The 15,853-nt window shown below is 63.9% G+C and carries 14 protein-coding genes; 7 read left to right on the top strand and 7 right to left on the bottom strand.

Annotated elements, in window-relative coordinates; genetic code table 11:
- Positions 1 to 7: 7 nt before the first annotated feature.
- The 3 genes from coaE to NR187_RS21320 are packed head-to-tail and all read right to left on the bottom strand — an operon-like array spanning position 8 to position 2,099.
- Complete coding sequence (gene coaE, locus NR187_RS21330) at positions 8 to 607, bottom strand: dephospho-CoA kinase (protein ID WP_211383769.1); 600 nt, start codon at positions 605 to 607, stop codon at positions 8 to 10.
- Positions 608 to 630: 23 nt separating this feature from the next.
- Complete coding sequence (locus NR187_RS21325; protein WP_211383768.1) at positions 631 to 1,239, bottom strand: Maf family nucleotide pyrophosphatase; 609 nt, start codon at positions 1,237 to 1,239, stop codon at positions 631 to 633.
- 20 nt (positions 1,240 to 1,259) lie between these two features.
- Positions 1,260 to 2,099 carry a pyruvate, water dikinase regulatory protein gene (locus NR187_RS21320; RefSeq protein WP_211383767.1) on the bottom strand — a complete coding sequence of 280 codons (840 nt, stop codon included), beginning with the start codon at positions 2,097 to 2,099 and terminating at the stop codon, positions 1,260 to 1,262.
- Positions 2,100 to 2,554: 455 nt separating this feature from the next.
- Between NR187_RS21320 and hemJ the strand changes: the two genes are divergently transcribed.
- The 3 genes from hemJ (at position 2,555) to mnmE (ending at position 6,176) form a co-directional block, all read left to right on the top strand.
- A complete protein-coding gene (gene hemJ / locus NR187_RS21315) occupies positions 2,555 to 2,989 on the top strand; it encodes a protoporphyrinogen oxidase HemJ (RefSeq protein WP_211383766.1) in 435 nt (144 codons plus the stop codon).
- Between the two features lie 250 nt (positions 2,990 to 3,239).
- Positions 3,240 to 4,505 (top strand): transcription termination factor Rho, encoded by a 1,266-nt coding sequence (gene rho, locus NR187_RS21310; RefSeq protein ID WP_166811593.1) that lies wholly within the window; start codon positions 3,240 to 3,242, stop codon positions 4,503 to 4,505.
- A gap of 315 nt (positions 4,506 to 4,820) precedes the next feature.
- Complete coding sequence (mnmE, locus tag NR187_RS21305; RefSeq protein ID WP_256807474.1) at positions 4,821 to 6,176, top strand: tRNA uridine-5-carboxymethylaminomethyl(34) synthesis GTPase MnmE; 1,356 nt, start codon at positions 4,821 to 4,823, stop codon at positions 6,174 to 6,176.
- A gap of 10 nt (positions 6,177 to 6,186) precedes the next feature.
- Here the strand turns inward: mnmE and NR187_RS21300 are convergent, their stop codons facing one another.
- A complete protein-coding gene (locus NR187_RS21300) occupies positions 6,187 to 6,516 on the bottom strand; it encodes a hypothetical protein (protein WP_256807473.1) in 330 nt (109 codons plus the stop codon).
- A gap of 191 nt (positions 6,517 to 6,707) precedes the next feature.
- Here NR187_RS21300 and mnmG point away from each other — a divergent pair, with 191 nt between their 5' ends.
- The 4 genes from mnmG (at position 6,708) to NR187_RS21280 (ending at position 11,293) form a co-directional block, all read left to right on the top strand.
- Entirely contained in the window at positions 6,708 to 8,588 is a 1,881-nt protein-coding gene (mnmG, locus tag NR187_RS21295) for a tRNA uridine-5-carboxymethylaminomethyl(34) synthesis enzyme MnmG (protein WP_256807472.1), read from the top strand.
- 9 nt (positions 8,589 to 8,597) lie between these two features.
- Positions 8,598 to 9,374, top strand: coding sequence for a 16S rRNA (guanine(527)-N(7))-methyltransferase RsmG (gene rsmG, locus NR187_RS21290; protein ID WP_372703232.1), 777 nt, complete (start codon positions 8,598 to 8,600; stop codon positions 9,372 to 9,374).
- 30 nt (positions 9,375 to 9,404) lie between these two features.
- Entirely contained in the window at positions 9,405 to 10,271 is an 867-nt protein-coding gene (locus NR187_RS21285; RefSeq protein ID WP_211383762.1) for a ParA family protein, read from the top strand.
- Between the two features lie 137 nt (positions 10,272 to 10,408).
- Positions 10,409 to 11,293 carry a ParB/RepB/Spo0J family partition protein gene (locus NR187_RS21280; protein WP_211383761.1) on the top strand — a complete coding sequence of 295 codons (885 nt, stop codon included), beginning with the start codon at positions 10,409 to 10,411 and terminating at the stop codon, positions 11,291 to 11,293.
- A 146-nt stretch (positions 11,294 to 11,439) separates the two neighbouring features.
- On the opposite strand, the gene holA is transcribed toward NR187_RS21280, so the two are convergent.
- The 3 genes from holA to leuS form a co-directional block, all read right to left on the bottom strand.
- Positions 11,440 to 12,468, bottom strand: coding sequence for a DNA polymerase III subunit delta (gene holA, locus NR187_RS21275; protein WP_211383760.1), 1,029 nt, complete (start codon positions 12,466 to 12,468; stop codon positions 11,440 to 11,442).
- Positions 12,469 to 12,533: 65 nt separating this feature from the next.
- Positions 12,534 to 13,085, bottom strand: coding sequence for an LPS assembly lipoprotein LptE (lptE, locus tag NR187_RS21270; RefSeq protein WP_211383759.1), 552 nt, complete (start codon positions 13,083 to 13,085; stop codon positions 12,534 to 12,536).
- A complete protein-coding gene (leuS, locus tag NR187_RS21265) occupies positions 13,072 to 15,708 on the bottom strand; it encodes a leucine--tRNA ligase (RefSeq protein WP_256807469.1) in 2,637 nt (878 codons plus the stop codon). Before leuS ends, lptE begins: the two co-directional genes overlap by 14 nt.
- Positions 15,709 to 15,853: the final 145 nt, after the last annotated feature.

Below are 15,853 nucleotides of genomic sequence, written 5' to 3'. Positions count from 1 at the left end.
CAGCGAATCAGGCTCGCCGCTGCGGCATCTTAACGACCTCGGCCAGGATGTGCGTGATTTGCGCCCGCACCGGTTCAAGTCCGTGTGACGTATCCACTACGAAATCGGCGCGCTTGCGCTTTTCGGCGTCGGGAGTCTGCTTGGCAATGATCGCGTCGAGCTTCGCCTCGTCCATCGTGCCGCGCGCCAGCACCCGCTCCCGCTGCAGTTCCGGCGAGGTCGACACCACGACCACCGCGTCAACCCGTTTCTCGCCGCCGGTTTCGAACAGCAGCGGTATGTCCAGCACCACGACCGGCGCGTTGGCAGCTTCGGCGTCGGCGAAGAATTTTGTCCGGGACGCGCCGAGCATCGGATGGACGATCTGCTCGAGCTGCTTGATGGCGGCGGGATCGTGCACCACGCGCGCCGACAGCTTTGGCCGGTCAACCTTGCCGTTCACGGTCGTGCCTGGAAAGGCGGCTTCGATCGCGGGGGCCGCTTCGCCCTCATAGAGCTGATGGACGGCGGCATCGGCGTCGTAGACGGGAACGCCGGCCTCCGCGAACAGTTTCGCGGTGGTCGATTTGCCCATCCCGATCGAGCCGGTCAGTCCGAGGATCCGCATCAGCGTCCAGCCATCTCTGTCATTTACACCGCAACTAGCCGCTCGCCTCGCAGGAACGCAAGCAGCGGCAGCAGCGGCAGGCCGAGAATGGTGAAATGGTCGCCGTCGATGCGCTCGAACAGGTGGATGCCGAGGCTTTCGAGCTGATAGGCGCCGACGCTGGTGGTCACGGCATCGCCAGCCGCGTCGAGATAGGCCGAAAGCTCAGCCTCGCTCATCTGCCGCATCGACAGGCGGGCGACCGAGACGTCCTCGAAGATGATCTCGCCATCGCGTGCGATCGCCACGGCGGAATTCAGCTCATGGCTTTTCCCGGCCAGCTCACGCAGTTGGGCCAGCGCCTGGGGACGGCCGGCGGGCTTGTTGAAGAGACGATCGCCGAGCGCCAGTGTCTGATCGGCGCCGATCACATGGCTGCCGGGAAAATGCGCCGAAACGGCTTTGGCCTTTTCGCGCGCCAGCAGCAGGCCTATCTCGCGCGGATTCGAAAGCCCGGAGGCGGCCTGGATGCCGCGCTCGTCGATATCGGCCGTAACAGTCTTGAACTCTAGACCGGCATTGGCCAGCAGCATCTTTCGCGCGCTGCTCTGCGAGGCCAGGATCAACGGAGCTTTGCCGAGCCACAGACTCATCGCGAAAATTATTCCAAAGACTATTCAGTGGGACGGTTGCGCTGGCGATCACTGTAGAGCTTCATGATCGCCGCCGCGGTTTCCTCGATCGAGCGCCGCGTAACGTCCAGCAGCGGCCAATCGTGCTTGGCACTCAGCTTGCGTGCAAAGGCGACTTCCTCGGCGACGGACTGCTTGTCGGTGTAGGTGTCGCTGCTGGAATCGGCGCCCATGGAGAGGAGACGGTTCTGGCGCACCTGGATCAGGCGTTCCGGCGTCGCATGCAGGCTCACCACCAGCGGCCGCGTCAGCGTTTCCAATTGCGAGGGCACCGGAATGCCCGGAACCAGCGGCACATTGGCCGTGCGTATGCCGCGATTGGCGAGATAGATCGATGTCGGCGTCTTCGAGGTACGGGAGACGCCGACCAGCACCACATCGGCATCGTCGAGGCCTTCGACATGCTGGCCGTCGTCGTGAATCATCGTGTAGTTCAGCGCATCGATGCGCTTGAAATATTCCGCGTTGAGCACGTGCTGGGCGCCGACCCGGCCCGTGGTGGCGGCGCCGAGATAGGCCTCGAACAGCTGCATCACCGGCCCGATGATCGACAGGCTCGGAACGTTGATTCCCTTGCACTTGTCCTCGAGCCTGGAAACCAGATCCTTCTCGAGCAGGGTGAACAGCACGATGCCCGGCGCTTCCTCGATCTCGTCGAGCACGCGATCGAGCTGCTTCTGGCTGCGCACCAGCGGGTAGACGTGCTCGACCGGAGTCACATTCGCGTACTGCGCGGCGACGGCGCGTGCGACCGTGATCAGCGTCTCGCCGGTGGAGTCGGAGACGAGGTGCAGGTGGAAATAATTGTTCGAGGTCGGCACAAAATCCCTTTGTATGGAGTCGGTGTGGTCTGTGGATTTCTGTGGACCTTAACCGCTCGGAAAGGGTTGCGCGACACCAGGGGCGGGACAACTGCCAATTTTGTTCACACCGCTGCCCGCCGGAACAAGTCTGGCGCCCTGCCGAGACGGAAGCGGGATTGCGCGGACAACCCCTTTGATAAGCTGCCGATGGAAAGGCGCAAGTCATTGAAGCTGGCCGACTTATCGCAAGTCGCCGCAACTGTCCGGGATATGTTGATGGATGTGAACAAGCGCGCGTGAGCGTGCGGACGGAATTGCATGAGTCCAATCCACCGTCACTAAGACTCAAACCTTAAGAATCTAAGATTCTTAGAAGTAAGAGGGGCGCTACGGATGGACATGTGTGCAGGTAAGACCTTAACGAGGTCTTACTATCCCCAGCGTTCTCTGAGCTGGGCACCGGGACGCGCAAAATGTTTGAAGACGTCTATCTCTGGATCAAGGCGCTGCATGTGATCGCCGTCATCGCCTGGATGGCGGGCATGCTCTATTTGCCGCGGCTGTTCGTTTATCATTGCGAAGCCGAGATCGGCTCGAAGCAGTCGGAAACGTTCAAGGTCATGGAACGCCGGCTGCTCAAGGCGATCATCAACCCCGCCATGATCGTCACCTGGCTCGCCGGGCTGTATCTTGCCTGGTTTGGGCACTGGTTCTCGTTCGGCTGGCTGCACGTAAAACTGGCATTGGTCCTGGCGATGTCCGCGGTCCACGGCTTTTTTTCGCGATGGTGCAAGGATTTCGCGGCCGACCGGCGTCCGCGCAGCCAGAAATTCTATCGGATTATCAATGAGGTGCCGACCGTCCTGATGATTCTCATCGTCGTCATGGTGATCGTGAAGCCGTTCTAGGCAAGGATCGTGAACGATCGCTCAGCGCTTCGGCTTGCGCTGTGAGACGCGATTTTCTATATTGGTGATATCCCACCCAACGCAGGCGGATGTGGTTGTGTCTGAGCTTTTCAGAGGCCGGACACCGCATCAGGTTTGAAGCCTCTCCGGCACTCTCCTTGCCAGACCTGCGGACCTTATCTTCTCACGTCCGCATTTCAGAGCCTCCTCGCACCCCCTCCTCCCCAGGTTACCCCACAGGACCACCCCAATGCGGGAAATCAAACTTCAGGACCTCAAGTCGAAGACGCCGGCCGAGCTCGTCTCGTTCGCGGAAGAGAACGGGGTCGAGAATGCCAGCACCATGCGCAAGCAGGAGCTGCTGTTTGCCATTCTCAAGCAGCTTGCGCTCGCCGAGACCGACATCGTCGGCGAGGGCGTTGTCGAGGTTCTCTCCGACGGCTTCGGCTTCCTCCGCTCGCCCGATGCGAATTATCTGCCGGGCCCGGACGACATCTACGTCTCGCCCTCGCAGATCCGCCGTTTCGGCCTGCGCACCGGCGACACCATCGAGGGCCACATCCGCAGCCCGAAGGAAGGCGAGCGCTATTTCGCGCTGCTGAAGGTCAACACGCTCAATTTCGAGGACCCGGAAAAGGCCAAGCACAAGGTCAATTTCGACAACCTCACGCCGCTGTTTCCAAATCAGCGTTTCCGCATGGAGATCGACGATCCGACGCGAAAAGACCTTTCTGCAAGGGTGATCGACATCGTCGCGCCGATCGGCAAGGGCCAGCGCGCGTTGATCGTTGCGCCGCCGCGCACGGGTAAGACCGTGCTGATGCAGAACATCGCGCATTCGATCACGCACAATCATCCCGAGTGCTATCTGATTGTGCTTCTGATCGACGAGCGTCCGGAAGAAGTCACGGACATGCAGCGTTCGGTGAAGGGCGAGGTAGTGTCATCGACCTTCGACGAGCCGGCGGTGCGCCACGTCCAGGTCGCCGAGATGGTGATCGAGAAGGCCAAGCGCCTGGTCGAGCATGGCCGCGACGTCGTGATCCTGCTGGATTCGATCACGCGCCTCGGCCGTGCCTACAACACCGTGGTGCCGTCATCCGGCAAGGTGCTGACCGGCGGTGTCGACGCCAACGCGCTGCAGCGCCCGAAGCGCTTCTTCGGTGCCGCCCGCAACATCGAGGAGGGCGGCTCGCTGACGATCATCGCGACCGCGCTGGTCGATACCGGTAGCCGCATGGACGAAGTCATCTTCGAAGAATTCAAGGGCACTGGTAACTCGGAACTGATCCTGGACCGCAAGGTCTCGGACAAGCGCACCTTCCCGGCGATCGATATCTCGCGCTCCGGCACCCGCAAGGAAGAGCTCATCACGGATCCGCAGGTGCTCAAGAAGATGTACGTGCTCCGCCGTATCCTCAACCCGATGGGCACGATGGACGCGATCGACTTCCTGCTCGACAAGCTGCGCTCGACCAAGAGCAATTCGGAGTTCTTCGACTCCATGAATACCTGATTGCAGTGCAACATGAGATTGGGGCGCCTTCGGGCGCCCTTTTTGTTTGTGCGGCCCTGTTGCGGCTGAGGCGCAGCAAGGGAAGACGCTTTTCCTTCTCGCCCTGAAGATATATTAAGTTATTGATATAATTTATAAATACTTGACTTATGCGGGGTCATTTTGATCGGAGCGGAAGCACTTTTTGCAGCAAATTGCTCCTTGATGCTGCATCGCAATATGCGATTTTGCTGCGGCGGATGATGCAGCAAAACTCTGCGATCCGATCGCTGAAACGGATGTTTGCCTTTTCCTCGGCAGCCGGACAAATAGGCCATGCATCCGCGAGACCAGACCATTTTTGCGCTGTCGTCGGGCCGGGCCCCGAGCGCGATCGCCGTGGTGCGCGTCTCCGGGCCGCAGGCCAGTCTGGTGCTGACGACGCTGGCGGGCAAGCCGGCAGCGCCACGGCAGGCCAGCCGCCGGCTGCTTCGTGACGGCGCAGGCCCGCCGATCGACGACGCGGTCGTGCTCTGGTTTCCAGGGCCGGGGAGCGCGACCGGCGAGGACGTCGCCGAATTCCACGTCCATGGCGGCCGCGCGGTGCTGGCCGCACTCCTCGCCGCAATTTCTTCTATTCCGAATACGCGGGCGGCCGAGCCCGGCGAGTTCACGCGGCGTGCCTTCGAGAACGGCAAGCTCGATCTGACCGAGGCCGAGGGCCTCGACGATCTCATTCATGCCGACACCGACCGCCAGCGCCGCCAGGCGCTGCGTCAGTTGCAGGGCCTGCTTGGCAATCGCGCGCGCGACTGGCGCGAGCGCATCATCGAGGCCTCGGCGCTGATCGAGGCTGGCATCGATTTTTCCGACGAGGGCGACGTCCCCGCCGAGTTGATGGCACCGGCCGTGAAAGCGATCAGAGCGCTGCAGGCGGAAATCGCAGAAGTCCTTGCGGCACAGGGACAAGCTGAACGCCTGCGCGACGGACTGGTGGTTGCGATCGCGGGCGAGCCGAACGTCGGCAAGTCGACGCTGATCAACCAGCTCGCCCGCCGCGAGGTCGCGATCGTCTCGCCCCATGCCGGCACGACGCGCGACGTGATCGAAGTGCAGCTCGATCTCGACGGCTACCCCGTTACGGTGATCGACACCGCCGGCATCCGCGAGACCGACGATCCCGTCGAGCAGGAGGGTGTGCGCCGGGCGCGAGCGCGCGCCGAAGACGCCGACCTCGTGCTGTGGCTGGTGGAGGGCGAGCAGCCCGTCGCCCCGGAAGCGATGCGGTCGCTGAGAAAATCCGGCGACGGCAATCCCGCGGGTGGTCCGGTCTGGATCGTCCGCAACAAGATCGATCTTGGCGGAGCAGGTGACTCCGGGCCGCACGGCGAGTTCGGGATCTCGGCGTGCCGGGGGGACGGCATCCCCGAGCTGGTCGAGGCGCTGGTCAAGTTCGCGTCCGACTTCTTCGGAATGACCGAGGGCGCATTGGTGACCCGGGTCCGCCAACGCGATCTGCTGCGCCGGGCATCGGACAGCTTGCGCCGGAGTCTGGAGCTTGTAGAAGAGGGCGAAGAGCTCGCCGCCGAAGAGCTGCGCGCTGCGGCCTACGCCCTGGGCCGGCTGCTGGGCCGGGTGGACGTCGAGGACGTTCTCGGGGCGATTTTCCAGAAATTCTGCATCGGAAAGTAGCGCTAGTTCTTCAATGTAGAACTAGCGCTTGTTCCATTGTTTGTGTTTTACGTGAAACAGAGCGGGTTCCGTGCTGTTTCACGTGAAACACCGGTCGCCCGATCACCGCGCTGGAACTGAACGATCGTACGAAAAATCGACTGTGCGACGCCGCGTTGATGGTGATGAGCGTAGATACTGCCGCAACCCGTCGTTGCGAGGAATCCTGCGACCAAGCAATCCAGGCCGCCGCCGTCGAGGGATTCTGGATTTCTTCGCGGCGCTCGCAATGGCGGAACGCGCCGTCCACTGGCCCTCCCGGCGAGTCATATTTGCCGAGGCAACAACTTTCGACCACCATGCCTTTATCCCGCACGAACCTGGTTTCGTTTCACGTGAAACAATAGACATTCCAAGGGGCTTCTACTGTGCATGGGTTTGTTTTCACGAAAAGCGCTTCGGCCAGCCAGTAAGAGGCTGTTTCACGTGAAACACCCGCCTCACCCCAGTTTTGACTTCCGGCTTTTCCCCCACTGGGATAGAAGTCCGCCCATGCGAACAGAGCGAGAGAGCTTCAACGTCATCGTGATTGGCGGCGGCCACGCCGGCTGTGAGGCCGCGGCTGCGGCTGCCCGGATGGGCGCGGCGACCGCTCTTGTAACGCACCGTTTCTCGACGGTCGGCGCAATGTCCTGCAATCCCGCCATTGGCGGTCTCGGAAAGGGTCATCTGGTCCGCGAGATCGATGCGCTCGATGGCCTGATGGGCCGCGTGGGCGATGCCGGCGGCATCCAGTTCCGCGTCCTCAATCGCCGCAAGGGTCCCGCTGTCCGTGGTCCGCGGGCTCAGGCCGATCGCAAGCTGTATGCTGCGGCGATGCAGGCCGCGATCCAGGAGTGCGAGGGTCTATCTGTTATCGAGGGCGAGGCTGACGAGCTGATCGTGGTCGAGGGTCGGGTGACCGGCCTGCGCCTGGCCGATGGCCGAGCGCTTCGGGCCGGGGCAATTGTCGTCACCACCGGCACTTTCCTGCGCGGTCTGATCCATCTCGGTGAGAAGAACTGGCCGGCCGGCCGGGTCGGCGAAGCGCCGGCGATGGGCCTTTCCGCTTCTTTCGAACGCGCAGGGTTCACCCTTGGACGGCTTAAGACCGGCACGCCGCCGCGGTTGGACGGCACCACGATCGACTGGTCGGCGGTCGAGATGCAGCCCGGCGACGAACCGCCGGAGCCGTTCTCGGTGATGACCGAGCGGATCACGACCCCGCAGATCCAGTGCGGGATCACCCGGACCACGGCCGCGACCCATGAGGTGATCCGGGCCAATGTCCATCGCTCGCCGATGTACTCCGGCCAGATCAAGAGCTCCGGACCGCGCTATTGCCCGTCGATCGAGGACAAGATCGTCCGATTTGGCGACCGCGACGGCCATCAGATCTTCCTGGAGCCGGAAGGGCTCGACGACAGCACGGTCTATCCCAACGGCATCTCGACCTCGCTGCCGGAGGAGGTTCAGCTCGCAATCCTCGCCAGCATTCCCGGCCTTGAGCGGGTCAAGATGGTCCGGCCGGGCTATGCCATCGAATACGACCACATCGATCCCCGGGAGCTCGATCCGACCCTCCAGACCAGGCGTCTGCGTGGCCTGTTCCTGGCCGGGCAGATCAACGGCACCACGGGATACGAGGAGGCCGCCGGCCAGGGCATCGTGGCCGGACTGAACGCGGCACTGGCCGCGAGCGGGGCCGCGCTGACGGTGTTCGATCGTGCCGATGGCTATCTCGGGGTGATGATCGACGACCTCGTCACCCGCGGCATCAGCGAGCCCTATCGGATGTTCACCTCGCGCGCCGAGTATCGGCTGACGCTGCGGGCCGACAATGCCGATCAGCGCCTGACCGAGAAGGGCATTACCTTGGGGTGCGTCGGAGGTGCTCGAACGCAGCATCATCGGGCCAAGATGGATGCCTTGACCGCGGCCAGGGCACTGTCGAAGTCGCTGATTGTCACCCCGAACGAGGCGATCAAGCACGGATTGTCCCTGAACCGGGATGGCCAGCGCCGATCGGCGTTCGAGCTGATGGCCTATCCGGACATCGGCTGGACCCAGGTCCGGACGATCTGGCCGGAGCTCTCTGCCATCGATCCCGTCATCGCCACCCATCTCGAGATCGATGCCAAGTACGACGTCTATCTGGAGCGCCAGAGCGCCGACGTCGAAGCCTTCCGGCGCGACGAAGGGATGGTGCTGTCGGAGGTCGACTTCCAGCAGGTCCCCGGTCTTTCCAATGAGGTCCGGGCCAAGCTGGAAAAGGCCCGGCCGTTCACGGTGGGCCAGGCCGGCCGGATCGACGGCATGACGCCGGCGGCACTCGGCATCCTCGCGGCTTATCTCCGGCGTGAGGCGCGGAAGACGTCCAAGGCAATCGCATAGGCGTTTCACGTGAAACAGCGCGGACCTGGCGGGGATAGACCGCTATCGCGACGACCCGGGGCGGGCGAGGGCGCCGGTCGTCGGCCGGACCCAGCGCCGGCCAAGCCGAAGATCATCGACAAGGCCAGCGCCAACGATCGGGCACTCGACGCCGTCATCGCCGCGGACAAGCGCGAGGCCTTGAAGCTCGCGCCCGTTTCACATGAAACGGAAGCCCGGCTCGATCGCTACATCGCGCTGCTCCGGGAGTGGCAGGCCAAGACCAATCTGGTTGCGCCTTCGACCCTGCCGCATCTCTGGACCCGGCACATCGCCGACTCGCTTCAGCTTGTGGCTCTCGCACCGTCGGCCAAACGCTGGGCCGACCTCGGCAGCGGGGGTGGCTTTCCCGGCGTCGTGCTCGCCTGCGCCATGGCCGGGACGCCGGGCGCCAGCGTCCACCTCGTCGAGCGAATCACCAAGAAGGCCGCCTTTTTGCGCGAAGCCATCCGCGTCACCACATCTCCGGGAGTCGTACATCTCGCTGAGATCGGGGATAATGTGGATAGAATCACCGGCCCGGTCGATTGCGTCACCGCGCGTGCGCTGGCTCCGCTACATCAACTCATCGGCTTTGCGGAGCCGCTGATGCGCCATGGCGCAAAAGCGTTGTTTCTCAAGGGTCAAGATGTAGAGGCTGAATTGACCGAAGCCGCTAAATATTGGAATATTCAGCCTGAGCTCCACCAAAGCCGCACCGGTGACGGCTGGATCGTGGAGCTGACGTCCGTCGAACGGCGCAAGTGAGACGTTCAGGGGTGGAGTGGGGAATTGGCGATGAGCGTGATTGACGAACCGCAGGAGCAAAACGCCGCGCAAGAGACTGCAGTGGTCCCGCAGGGCCATCCGCGCATCCTCGCGCTGGCGAATCAGAAGGGCGGTGTGGGAAAAACAACCACAGCGATCAACCTCGGCACGGCGCTCGCGGCGATTGGCGAGCGCGTCCTGATCGTCGATCTCGATCCGCAGGGCAACGCCTCGACCGGCCTCGGCATCGATCGCCGCAACCGCTCCTGCTCGACCTACGACGTGCTGATCGGCGAAGCCGCCTTGCGCGAAGCGGTGGTGTCGACCGCGGTGCCGCGCTTGCACATCGCGCCCTCGACCATGGATCTGTCCGGCCTCGAGCTCGAGCTCGGCACCACGCCCGGCCGTGCGTTCAAGCTGCGCGACGCCATCGGCGCGCTCAACAACAACGTCTCGCCGGACGCCGACTACACCTATGTGCTGATCGACTGCCCGCCCTCGCTCAACCTGCTCACGGTGAATGCGATGGCGGCCTCCGACGCGATCCTGGTGCCGCTGCAGTGCGAGTTCTTCGCGCTCGAAGGTCTGTCGCAATTGCTGCAGACGGTGGAGCAGGTGCGCTCGACGCTCAATCCGAACCTGTCGATCCACGGCATCGTTCTGACCATGTTCGACTCGCGCAACAACCTCTCGAACCAGGTCGTTGCCGACGTCCGGCAGTTCATGGGCGAGAAGGTCTACAAGACCATGATCCCGCGCAACGTGCGCATCTCGGAAGCGCCGTCCTACGGCAAGCCGGTCCTGGTCTACGATCTCAAATGCGTCGGCAGCGAAGCCTATTTGCGACTCGCCACCGAAGTGATCCAGCGCGAGCGCGAGCTGCGCGTCACGCATTGACGATACCGCAGGATGGGCAAAGGTGTATTTGCCGTGCCCACCATCCTCCGCACAAAACTGGTGGGCACGCTTCGCTTTGCCCACCCTACGACAATTCAGTTCTGGAGTGCTGCAGCGTGAATCCAAGGGAGCTGGCGATGGCCGATGAAGCGCGTTCGCGACTGGGCCGGGGTCTTGCGAGTCTGATCGGTGACGTCGGCGGCGAAGCCCAGCATGTCGACCGTCCGCGCGCGCAGCGCAAGGTGCCGATCGAATTCATCAAGCCCAATCCGCGCAATCCGCGCCGCGCATTTTCGGAGGCCGAGCTCAGGGAGCTCTCCGACTCCATCAAGCAGCACGGCGTGATCCAGCCGATCGTGGTGCGTCCGGTGAAGGGCGCGCAGGACCGCTTCGAGATCATCGCCGGCGAGCGGCGCTGGCGCGCCTCGCAGATGGCCGGTCTGCATGAAGTGCCGATCGTGCCGGTCGACATCAGCGACAGCGATGCGCTGGAATTCGCGATCGTCGAGAACGTGCAGCGCGAAGACCTCAACCCGATGGAAGAGGCGCTGGGCTATCACGCGCTCGCCAACGAGTTCAAACGCAGCCAGGACGACATCGCAAAAGTCGTCGGCAAGAGCCGCAGCCACATCGCCAACATGATGCGGCTGACCAAGCTGCCGGCCGAGGTGCAGGCCTTGATCACGAGCGGCGAGCTGACTGCCGGTCACGCCCGCGCGCTGATCGGCGTGCCCGATCCGCTCGCAGCCGCCAAGCGCATCGTCGAGGAGGGCCTCAACGTCCGCCAGACCGAAGCGCTGGCGCATGAAGAGGGCGTGCCGGAGCGCAAGCCGCAAAAGGCGCGCGCCGGCGGCAAGGACAAGGATCCCGATACGATCGATCTCGAAAAGCGCGTCAGCGACGCGCTCGGCCTCAAGGTCACCGTCAGTCACCGCGATCCCGGCGGCTCGGTGCAGATCAACTACCGCAACCTCGATCAGCTCGACGAGGTGATGAAGCGGCTCGCGAAGGGCGCGCTTTAGGCCCCCGCACTTTCCTCGTCATTGCGAGCAAAGCGAAGCAATCCAGACTCTTGCGGCGGAGAGACTCTGGATTGCTTCGTCGCTTGCGCTCCTCGCAATGACTGGGGGAGAGAGATGTGCCCGCAATGTCGCGGAGAGCGTGCGGGCTAACTCCGCCGCTTCGCGTTCGCTGCGATCGCCATCAGCGTGCGCTGGGCGATGGCGGCGGCGAGGGTGGACTGCTTGCGGGTGTCGAGTGCAGCGGTTGCGAGCTGCTCGATGATGCCTGCGAGCCGCGCCACGCTGAAATTGCGCAGCGCGGTTTCGACCATTGGCTTTCGTGAAAAATGCAGGCGCGGAAAGCCGCCGTCGAGCACCGCGGAAGCGGGCGTGCCGTCGGAGATCGCGAGCGCCGATTTATGCAGCCACGCTGCCTGGCGCTGCGCCGCGGAGATGATGACGCCGGGATAGGTGCCGGCGATCATGGCCTTGGCGAACTCGGTCTCGACGATGTCGGGCCGCCCGGCGAAGGCGCCGTCGACGATCGGATCGAGCTTCAGCTCGGAAGCATCGGCGACCACCGCCATCACGTCTTCGAGCGTGATCTCGCCCTTGCCATGGGCATAGAGCGTCAGCTTGCGCAGCTCGTTGCGCGAGGCCTGGCGGTCGCCGCCGAGGAACGACATCAGCGCGGCGCGGGCGTCCTGCGCGATGCGCAGATTGGCGATGCGGAGCTCGTCTTCCATCAGCTTGGCAAGGTCGCGTTCGGTGTCGGGATAGCAGCCGATCGCCACCGCCGCCTTGGCGCGCTCGCAGGCTTTGCGCAGCGGCGATTCCGGGCGCAGCTCGCCGGCCTCGATCACGATGCGGCAATCCCTCACGCCCATCTCCGCCAGCGTGTCGACGCCGCTGGCGAAGCTGCGCGAGCCGGCGCGGACCCGGATGGCGCGGCGGCCGCCGAACAGCGGCACCGTCATGGCCTCGTCGACCAGGCGCGACGGCTCGGCGGAGAGCTCGTCGCCATCGAGCTTGACCAGCGAGAAGGGATCGTTGGGATCGTCGACGGCCGATGCGATCAGCGCATCCGCGCGCTCGCGGACGAGGCCTGCGTCAGGACCGTAAAGCAGGATGATCGGTCGGCCCGCGTCGGGGCGGGCGAGGAAGGCGTCGATCTCTTTTCCGCGCAGCGCGACCATGTTGCTTGGGGTTCGTCGTTGCTTGGGGGTCGTCATTCCGGACGGTTTGGAACGACTGGAGCGATCTACGTGCCCGCGGTGAAGAACGCGGCAAGCCTGGTGTTGATGTTCTCGGCGATCTCGTTGGCGGCACGATCCTCTGCATCGCGCACCGCGCGGTTGCGGGAGAAGCGCTGGTAGGAGCCGGGCATGTCATAGGACACCCGCGAGAACGTCGTGCCGCTCATCACCGACTTGCCGGACACGACCTCGATCAGGTTGTACTGGGCGTCGATTCCCAAATTCTCGCTGGTCGGCAGTCCCGTCGTCTGGCTGACGATCAGGGACGAGCGGGAGGAGGTGAAGCGGATCTCCAGACGGTGGGTCGGCGGCATGCCCGTGGCGGTGCCGTAGAGCTTGAAAGCCAGGGCGTTGCGGACTTCCACGCCGATGCGGGCCTCGCGGGAGGCGTTGGGCTTGCTGATCGGCGGGAGCTCGACCCCCATGAGCTTGTCGCGCAGGCCGGGGGTGCCGTCGGCGTGCTCGGCATACATCGGCTGGAAGCAGCCGGCTGTCAGCGCCGCCAGTGCGGCGACTGCCAGCAGGCGGGCTGCGATGCGGATCCTAGCCGACAACATTCACGATCCTCTTGGGGACGATGATCACCTTGCGGACGGGCTTGCCGTCCAGGGCCAGTTTTACCGCATCGAGGGCCAAAACGGCAGCCTCGATTTCCGGATTCTGGGCCGCTGTTGCAACTGTGACCTCACCCCGCTTCTTGCCGTTGACCTGGACCACCAGGGTCACGCTGTCTTCGACCAGCAAATCGCGTTCGATTTGCGGCCAATTGGCCTCCGAAACCAGCCCGCTGTGGCCCAGGACCTGCCAGCACTCCTCGGCCAGATGCGGCATCATCGGGGAGAACAGCTGGACCAGGATCTGGCTTGCCTCGCGGATCGCCCAAGCCAAATCTGGGGCGAGGTCGGGGGCCGGTTGGCCCGATTGCTGGAGCACCTCCGAGAACGTATTGGCGAATTCGCGGATATGGGCGAGGCAGACGTTGAAGTGCAGCCGCTCGATCCCGGTGGTGACCTTGTCCAGCGCGCCATGGGCGGCCTTGCGCAAGGCGGTGGCGTCCGGACCGAAGCTGGCCGGCCGGGCTGCCGGCGCGCTCTTGCCGAGTTCCACGGAGTCGTTCACCAGCCGCCACAGCCGCTGCACGAACCGCGAGGCGCCCTGGACGCGCTCGTCGCTCCAGATCACGTCGCGGTCGGGCGGGGAGTCCGACAGCATGAACCAGCGGGCGACGTCGGCGCCGTAGGTCTCGATGATGTCGTCCGGGTCGACCGTGTTCTTTTTCGACTTCGACATCTTCTCGATCGCACCGATCAGGACGTCCTCGCCGGTCGCAAGAAGCGTGGCGCGGCGGCCGTTGGCGCCGGTCTCGACCGTCACCTCGACCGGCTGCACATAGGTGCCGTCGGCCTTCTGGTAGGTCTCGTGCACCACCATGCCCTGGGTGAACATGCCGGCGAACGGCTCGTCCAGTGCGATGTGCCCGGTCGCCTTCATGGCCCGGGTGAAGAAGCGGCTATAGAGCAGATGCAGGATCGCGTGCTCGACGCCGCCGATATACTGGTCGACCGGCAGCATCCGGTTGGCAACCGCGGGCGTCGTCGGCGCGTTCTCATTCCAGGGATCGGTGAAGCGCGCAAAGTACCAGGACGAATCCACGAAGGTGTCCATGGTGTCGGTTTCGCGCTGCGCTTTCCCTCCGCATTGCGGGCAGGTGACGTGCTTCCAGGTCGGGTGATGATCGAGCGCGTTGCCCGGCTTGTCGAAGGTCGCATCGTCAGGCAACGTCACCGGCAAATCGGCGTGTGGCACCGGCACCACATCGCACTTCGGACAGTGGATGACGGGAATCGGGCAGCCCCAGTAACGCTGGCGCGAAATGCCCCAGTCGCGCAGACGGAAGTTGACCTGACGCTCGCCGACCGGCGCGTTGCCGCGCAGTTCGCTCTCCAGGCGCTTCGCCACCTCGTCCTTGGCCTGATCGATGGTCATGCCGTCGAGGAAGCGCGAATTGATCATGCGTCCGTCACCGTCATAGGCGGTGTCGGTGATGACGAATGTCTTGGGATCCTGGCCCTCGGGACACACCACCGGCGTGACACCCAGGCTGTACTTGTTGACGAAGTCGAGGTCGCGCTGGTCATGCGCGGGGCAGCCGAAGATCGCGCCGGTGCCGTATTCCATCAGCACGAAGTTGGCGACATAGACCGGCAGCTTCCAGGACGGATCGAACGGATGCACCGCGCGGATGTCGGTGTCAAAACCCTGCTTCTCGGCAGTGTCGATGATCTCCTGCGCCGTGCCGATCTTCTTGATGTCGGCGATGAACTGCGCAAGCTTCGGGTTCTTCGCGGCCGCTGCCTGCGCCAGCGGATGATCCGACGAGATCGCCATGAATTTCGCGCCGAACAGCGTGTCGGGACGCGTCGTGAAAATCTTCAGCTCGCTCTCGCCGGCAGGCGTGGTCGCCGCATCGAGCGCGAAGCGGACCAGCAGGCCTTCGGAGCGGCCGATCCAGTTGCGCTGCATCAGCCGCACCTTGTCGGGCCAGCGATCCAGTCCATCCAGCGCCGACAGCAGCTCCTGCGAGTACTTCGTGATCTTGAAGACCCACTGGCTCATTTCCCGTTGTTCGACAACGGCGCCGGAGCGCCAGCCGCGGCCGTCGATCACCTGCTCGTTGGCCAGCACGGTCATGTCGACCGGATCCCAGTTGAGCTTGCGCTTCTCGCGCTCGGCGAGGCCGGCGGCGAGCATGTCCAGGAACATCTTCTGCTGGTGCTTGTAGTAGCTGGGGTCGCAGGTCGCGAATTCCCGTGACCAGTCCAGCGACAGCCCGATCGAGCGGAGCTGCTTCTTCATCGCGGCGATGTTGTCGTAGGTCCAGGCCTTCGGCGCGACCTTGCGCTCGATGGCGGCGTTCTCGGCCGGCAGGCCGAATGCGTCCCAGCCCATCGGATGCAGCACGTTGAAGCCCTTGGCGCGCATGAAGCGGGCCAGCACGTCGCCGAGCGTGTAGTTGCGGACATGGCCGATATGGATGCGCCCGGACGGGTAGGGGAACATCTCCAGCACATAGTATTTCGGCCGCGAATCGTCGTTCCTGGAGACGAAGATCGCCTGCTGGTCCCAGGCGGCCTGCCAGCGCGGTTCGGCGTCGCGGGCGTTGTAGCGTTCGGAGGTCATGGAATCGTTGGGTTTTCGTGGGTTCGGCCGTCTGAAGACGGCGGACTAGGCCATAGAAGTCCTCAAGGGGTCAATGGGTTGCCGCAACTTGGGAACCTTCGACACCGCCCCGCATAACTACTGAGGCCGCGTTGGGGTGTGATTA

Source organism: Bradyrhizobium sp. Bra64 (assembly GCF_024519875.1).
Classification (GTDB): domain Bacteria; phylum Pseudomonadota; class Alphaproteobacteria; order Rhizobiales; family Xanthobacteraceae; genus Bradyrhizobium; species Bradyrhizobium japonicum_G.
The sequence above is the reverse complement of the archived record's forward strand: the minus strand, read 5'-3'. Positions and strand labels throughout refer to the sequence as shown.

Bases quoted from the DNA above. Each gene is read 5' to 3' on its own strand.
- coaE (WP_211383769.1), bottom strand. From the start codon at position 607: ATGCGGATCCTCGGACTGACCGGCTCGATCGGGATGGGCAAATCGACC.
- NR187_RS21325 (WP_211383768.1), bottom strand. From the start codon at position 1,239: ATGAGTCTGTGGCTCGGCAAAGCTCCGTTGATCCTGGCCTCGCAGAGC.
- hemJ (WP_211383766.1), top strand. From the start codon at position 2,555: ATGTTTGAAGACGTCTATCTCTGGATCAAGGCGCTGCATGTGATCGCC.
- rho (WP_166811593.1), top strand. From the start codon at position 3,240: ATGCGGGAAATCAAACTTCAGGACCTCAAGTCGAAGACGCCGGCCGAG.
- mnmE (WP_256807474.1), top strand. From the start codon at position 4,821: ATGCATCCGCGAGACCAGACCATTTTTGCGCTGTCGTCGGGCCGGGCC.
- NR187_RS21300 (WP_256807473.1), bottom strand. From the start codon at position 6,516: ATGGTGGTCGAAAGTTGTTGCCTCGGCAAATATGACTCGCCGGGAGGG.
- mnmG (WP_256807472.1), top strand. From the start codon at position 6,708: ATGCGAACAGAGCGAGAGAGCTTCAACGTCATCGTGATTGGCGGCGGC.
- NR187_RS21285 (WP_211383762.1), top strand. From the start codon at position 9,405: ATGAGCGTGATTGACGAACCGCAGGAGCAAAACGCCGCGCAAGAGACT.
- NR187_RS21280 (WP_211383761.1), top strand. From the start codon at position 10,409: ATGGCCGATGAAGCGCGTTCGCGACTGGGCCGGGGTCTTGCGAGTCTG.
- holA (WP_211383760.1), bottom strand. From the start codon at position 12,468: ATGGTCGCGCTGCGCGGAAAAGAGATCGACGCCTTCCTCGCCCGCCCC.
- lptE (WP_211383759.1), bottom strand. From the start codon at position 13,085: ATGTTGTCGGCTAGGATCCGCATCGCAGCCCGCCTGCTGGCAGTCGCC.
- leuS (WP_256807469.1), bottom strand. From the start codon at position 15,708: ATGACCTCCGAACGCTACAACGCCCGCGACGCCGAACCGCGCTGGCAG.